General features: G+C 65.3%; 5 protein-coding genes. 3 read left to right on the forward strand and 2 right to left on the reverse strand.

All coding sequences use genetic code 11. The features are described from left to right. Positions 1-864: 864 nt before the first annotated feature. From NTX40_00745 to NTX40_00755, 3 genes are all read left to right on the forward strand, one after another. Positions 865-1,581: a hypothetical protein gene (locus NTX40_00745; GenBank protein ID MCX5647621.1), complete on the forward strand. Its 717-nt coding sequence runs from the start codon at positions 865-867 to the stop codon at positions 1,579-1,581. A gap of 108 nt (positions 1,582-1,689) precedes the next feature. Then, complete coding sequence (locus tag NTX40_00750; protein ID MCX5647622.1) at positions 1,690-2,364, forward strand: response regulator transcription factor; 675 nt, start codon at positions 1,690-1,692, stop codon at positions 2,362-2,364. Beyond that, positions 2,361-3,815, forward strand: a complete 1,455-nt coding sequence (locus NTX40_00755) for an ATP-binding protein (GenBank protein ID MCX5647623.1) — start codon at positions 2,361-2,363, stop codon at positions 3,813-3,815. The genes NTX40_00750 and NTX40_00755 overlap by 4 nt, the downstream gene beginning before the upstream one ends. 102 nt (positions 3,816-3,917) lie before the next feature. Here the strand turns inward: NTX40_00755 and NTX40_00760 are convergent, their stop codons facing one another. Both NTX40_00760 and NTX40_00765 read right to left on the reverse strand, forming a co-directional pair. Next, entirely contained in the window at positions 3,918-4,421 is a 504-nt protein-coding gene (locus NTX40_00760) for a hypothetical protein (protein MCX5647624.1), read from the reverse strand. A gap of 163 nt (positions 4,422-4,584) precedes the next feature. Continuing rightward, positions 4,585-5,295: hypothetical protein (locus NTX40_00765; protein ID MCX5647625.1), on the reverse strand; the 711-nt coding region annotated here is incomplete at its 5' end.

Here is a 5,295-nt window from a genome sequence, read left to right on the forward strand (position 1 = left end):
CCCTTGGTGATCGCGGCGCGCACCGGCAAGGCGAAGCCGACGACCAAGAACAGGCCGAGAAGCATCGTCCGAGTGGAACGGAGTCGCCGCATCGGGTTCCTTTCCTCAGGCCCGGCTGTGACAGGTTCTGCGGCTAATTATACGAAGGCGTCGCCCAAAAGACGAGCGAACCGGCCCACGAGGTGATTGAAAAGGCCCGGGCGGCCTGATTGCCCAAGCGGGGTGCCTGCGGCAGCGCGACTTACGTCAACCGCCGATTGTGGATAACTTTTTGGAGGAGGTTTTGGGGGTGGATTTTGGGCGATTTTTTGGAGGCCACTGGCCCTGGCGCTAGCGTCCGGGGTGATTTTTCGGCGGACGGGGTACTATTGGTAAGATGGGCTAGCGCGGATTTAGTGCCTTTTTCGACTTTTTTCGCGTTTTTGGCGCGGTTTTTACCGGTTTTGGTGCCCTATTTCGCACTCTTTCCATCCATGCCATGTGCATACCTTTATGTGCATAACTTCCCGCGGACGCGCGTAACCCTCCCCGCCAAAGGCGGGCAAGCTTCGCCCCTTCGACCCTTCGACACACTCAGGGTCGCCCCTCGTTCGACCCAAAGGCTCTCGACAGGGAGCGTGGTCGAGGGGCGACAGGCTCAGGGCTTCGGCGGACAAGTCGGCGGGGAGGCGGCACACGGCGCATACTCGCCTTCCGCAACCGCCCTACGGGCCAAGGGGGGCGGAATCGGCGGTTTCTCATGGTTTTCTCATCCGGCGCGTCTTATTGTCGGCGGGCGCCACTGGCTTGGCAGGCGGAGGCGTCGGCCGGAACCTCCGTCGGCGGCGTTTCGGGCAAGTTCGAGCAGAACGAAGGAGATTCGCCATGTCACGAATGCACTGGATCCTGGTGGGAATGGCGTGCGTGGTCCTTGCCTTGGCGGGATCGGCGGTCCGGGCCAGGGACGAGGGGACGGAGAAGGCGGGCGAAGGGGGTTGGCGGGACACGTTCCCGGTGGACAAGGCCAACCTAGCGGACGCGGGGAAAAACCCGTATTTCAGCCTGGAGCCGGGTTGCCGCCTCACGTTCGAGGACGGCAAGGACACGCTGACGATCACGGTGCTCGATGAGACCAAGGTCGTGGATGGGGTGAAGACGCGGGTGGTCGAGGAGCGCGAGACGAAGAACGGAAAGTTGGCCGAGGTGTCGAGGAACTATTTCGCCATCGATAAGACGACGGGCGACGTGTATTACTTCGGCGAGGACGTGGACACGTACAAGGACGGCAAGGTGACGGGGCACGGGGGCGCGTGGCTGGCGGGAGTGAACGGGGCGAGATTCGGGCTGATGATGCCGGGCGAGCCGAAGGTGGGCGACAAGTACTGCCAGGAGATAGCGCCGAAGGTGGCGATGGACCGGGCGGAAGTCGTGAGCGTGACGGACGAAATGAAGGTGCCGGCCGGCGAGTTCAAGAACTGTCTGCGGACGCGGGAATCGAGCGCGCTGGAGCGCGGGTCGGAGGACAAGTTGTACGCCGCCGGCGTGGGTCTGCTCAAGGACGCGGACTTCGTGCTCGTGAAGGCGGAGAATCTGAAGCCGTGAGCCGCCGAGCGGCGCCGCGTTGCGGGTTGGCGTGGGATACAATGTTTCTTGCCGGCGTGAGGTTTGGCTATCCCGCCGGCGGCGCCTGAACACATGGCGGGGCCGGCGATGCGTCTTCTTCTTGTGGAAGATTACCTGCCGCTTCAGAAGTCGGTTGCCAAGGGTCTGCGCGAGGCCGGTTTTGCGGTCGACGTGACGGGCGATGGCGAAGAAGGCCTCTGGTATGCCGGCGGCAACGATTATGACGTGGTAGTCCTGGACCTCATGCTGCCGAAGATGGACGGGCTGACGGTGTTGAGGCGGCTCCGTGCGGAAGGCCGGGCGACGCACGTGCTCATTCTGACGGCCAAGGACACGGTGGCCGACCGCGTGCGCGGGCTGAACCTGGGGGCCGACGACTACCTTGTGAAGCCGTTCGCGCTGGAGGAACTGCTGGCTCGCGTGCGGGCGTTGGCGCGTCGGGCGTACCGCACGAAGAACCCGCAGGTGGCGGTGGGGGATCTTCGGATCGAGACGGCAACGCAGCGCGTGTGGCGCGGCAAGGAGGAGGTCCGCCTGACGCCGCGGGAGTACGTCCTGCTGGAGTACCTGGCCATGCGGGCGGGCGAGGTGGTCAGCCGCACCGATATCTGGGAGCACGTGTACGAATTCAACTCCGAGGCCGTCTCCAACGTCGTCGACGTTTACATCGGGTACCTGCGAAAGAAGATCGACCGGCCGAAGCGCCACCCCCTGATTCACACGGTGCGGGGTCGGGGCTATGTGCTGGGAGCGGCGCCATGACGAGATCGCTGAAGCGTCGGCTGTTGGGGTGGACGACCGGCGGGATGGTGCTCGTGCTGGCGGTCTTCGCGGTGGTGCTTTACGCGGCCATTGAGCGGGCGCTGACAGGGAGTTTCGACGGGTCGCTGGCCTCAACGGTCCGGGCGATCGCGGCCTCGGTCAAGCAGGACGCGAAGGAGATCGAGGTCGATTTCAGCGACCAGGAGGTGCCGGAGTTTCATCGGGCGGACCGGCCTTCGTACTACGAAATGTGGCTCGCGGACGGCTCGGTCCTCGATCGGTCAGCGTCCCTGGGCCGGCGGGACATGCAATGCCCGGCAGGGCCGACGGGCGCCCTGTCCTTTCACGCCGTGACGCTGCCGGACGGCCGACCCGGGCGGGCCGTTGTCCTGGTATTCCGTCCGAGGGTGGAGGACGAGGATGAAAACGAGGAGCATGGCGAGGGCGAGAACGAGGGCCGCCGAACCTTGAAGCCATCGATTCCTGCCCAAGAAGTGACCTTGGTGGCGGCGCGGGAGACGGCGGACCTCGATGCGCAACTGGCGTCCCTGCGTTGGCTGCTGGCGTCGGCGGGTGCAGGGACGGTTCTTCTGGTGCTGGCGATCGCCGCTCTCGTCGTTCATCAGGGACTGAAGCCGCTCGGGTCGCTGGCCAGGGGGATCGCCTCGATCCGTGAGAACGCTCTTTCGGCCAGGCTGCCCGCCGACAGGATGCCGGCCGAGATGGCGCCGGTGGTGGAACGGCTCAACGAACTCTTGGGACGCCTGGAGGAGGCCTTTCGGCGTGAGCGGACGCTGACGGCCGACGTGGCCCATGAACTCCGGACGCCCCTGGCGGGGATCCGGTCTACGGTGGAAGTGGCCCTGTCGCGGTCCCGCGCGTCCGGCGAATACGAGGAGGCGCTCCGCGAGTGTCTGGAGATTGTACAGCAGACCCAGGGGATGGCGGACAATCTGCTGTCGCTCGCGCGGCTGGAAGGCGGGCAGACGGCGCTCCACCCGGAGGCGGTTCGCCTGGCCGAAGCCGTCGATGCCCTCTGGCGGCCGCACGCGCGGCAGGTCCAGGGGGACGGCATCTTGTTTGAGAATCGCCTGCCCGCAGATTTGCAATGCACTGCCGACCGGGACACCCTTGTCAGGGTTCTCGCGAACTTGCTGGCGAACGCCGCTGAGTACACGCAAGCGGGAGGCCGGATCGAGATTTCGGGCGGCGCCGCCGGAAAGACGGTCGAACTGGCCGTCAGCAATACCGGGTGCGCGCTCTCGGCGGAGGAGGTGGCGCACGTCTTCGACCGTTTCTGGCGCGGCGACTCGGCTCGAAGTGCTACGGGGGTCCACTGCGGCCTCGGTCTGTCGCTGGTCGAGCGTGCGGTCCGCGCGCTGGGGGGCACGGTTTCAGCCGACCTAACGGGCGGCCGATTCACGGTCCGGGTGACATTGCCCGGCCGCTGAAACCCGCGACCGGTTGCGCCGCGGCACGGGCGGGACCAAGCGAAGGGACGTCCACCGCATGGCGGACGTCCCTTCGTGTTTCCCTCGATGCGGCAGGGCCTGCTAATCGCTTTCCTCTTCCTCGTCGTCATCGTCGTCGGCGTCTTCGACCTTCTTCTCGATGATTTTCCCGTCGGCGCTCAACTTGAGTTCGACTTCCTTGCCGCCGGCAACCCACTCGGCCTCGTAGATCGTCTGGCCGTTCTTGGTTTCGGCCTCGATCTCCTTGATGGGGTTGTCGCCTGCTTCTGCGCGGATGGTGTTTTTGACGGGGGCCGGGACTTGGTCGAGGGTAACCGTCACCTCGTTTTCGTCTTCCTTGTCCTCGTCGTCGCCTTCCTCCTCGTCATCTCCGTCGTCGTCATCGCCGTCCTCCGCTTCTTCCTCGTCGTCATCGTCCGCTTTGGCAACGGGCGCCTTGGGCACATCGGACTTCTCGACTGCGGCACCCTGGGCGCCGGTCTCGGCTATCGCCTGGCCGTCCGCCCACAGCCAGATCCCGGCCGCGATCCCCGCGACCACGACGATGGCGATAGCCAACGTCAGCAGACCGAGTTTCAATCGCATGGCAATCTCCTTTGTCACAAGTTTCCCGGCGAGCCCTCCCGGACCGCCCGAGTGTGGGTCATCGCCTTCTCTGCCGACATTACCGGCGTGACGATGAGAGAACCGTGAGAAATAACAATTATTTTTTGGCCGCGGGGAGGTTGCGGAGTGCGGAACGGGCGGGTCAACGTCCCGGCCCCAACCCCAATCCCGGCGCGCCGGGAGCAGGCCCTTCGACCATGCTCAGGGCGAGCGGGGAAGACGGGGCGAGCGTGCCGGGCGGTGCATATTCCAGCGCCCCCACGTCGAGCAACCCCACGACCGGCCGCGGCTCGGCCTTTGCCGGATGGACGTACTGGAACTTCGGCTTGAGGTCCAAGCCGTCGACCTTGCCGAGCGGGGCGGCCTTATCGATGCACGGCGATCCGGCCTTGAGGTGGTAGTCGTAGCCGGCGGGGTCCACGAAACCCGCCTCGGCGACCGACCTGAGGAGCAGGTTGCCGGCGGCCTCGATGTGGTCGCTGTTCGAGAGCGGGATAGCGCCGACGCAAACGTTGTTGACGATGACCGGGCGGAAGCCTTCGGGGGTCTTTTCAACGCGGACGAAGCACGAGGTCGGCCGATGGTTCTGATACACCAGGGTATTGTTGACCACGTAGAGGGCGTTGCGCTCGTGCTTGATGCCTTCCATGCCGTACGCGATGACGCGGGTGTTCTGCGCCCGGGGTCCCTTGTGCATGACGTTGCCGACGACAACGACGAGGCCGCCGTTGGGGAAATCCGCGACCGCGCTGCCGGTGCCGTTCTCGTCGGTCAGGCGGTTGTACAGGACCCAACTCTCTTTCGCGCGGGTCTTCAGGAGGTGCCCCTGGATCACATCGGTCGAGTAGTTATA

The organism is Planctomycetota bacterium, from assembly GCA_026387035.1.
Taxonomy (GTDB): domain Bacteria; phylum Planctomycetota; class Phycisphaerae; order FEN-1346; family FEN-1346; genus JAPLMM01.

Excerpts from the sequence above, each read along its gene's own strand:
- NTX40_00745 (MCX5647621.1), top strand. The coding sequence starts at position 865 with ATGTCACGAATGCACTGGATCCTGGTGGGAATGGCGTGCGTGGTCCTT.
- NTX40_00760 (MCX5647624.1), bottom strand. The coding sequence starts at position 4,421 with ATGCGATTGAAACTCGGTCTGCTGACGTTGGCTATCGCCATCGTCGTG.
- NTX40_00750 (MCX5647622.1), top strand. The coding sequence starts at position 1,690 with ATGCGTCTTCTTCTTGTGGAAGATTACCTGCCGCTTCAGAAGTCGGTT.
- NTX40_00755 (MCX5647623.1), top strand. The coding sequence starts at position 2,361 with ATGACGAGATCGCTGAAGCGTCGGCTGTTGGGGTGGACGACCGGCGGG.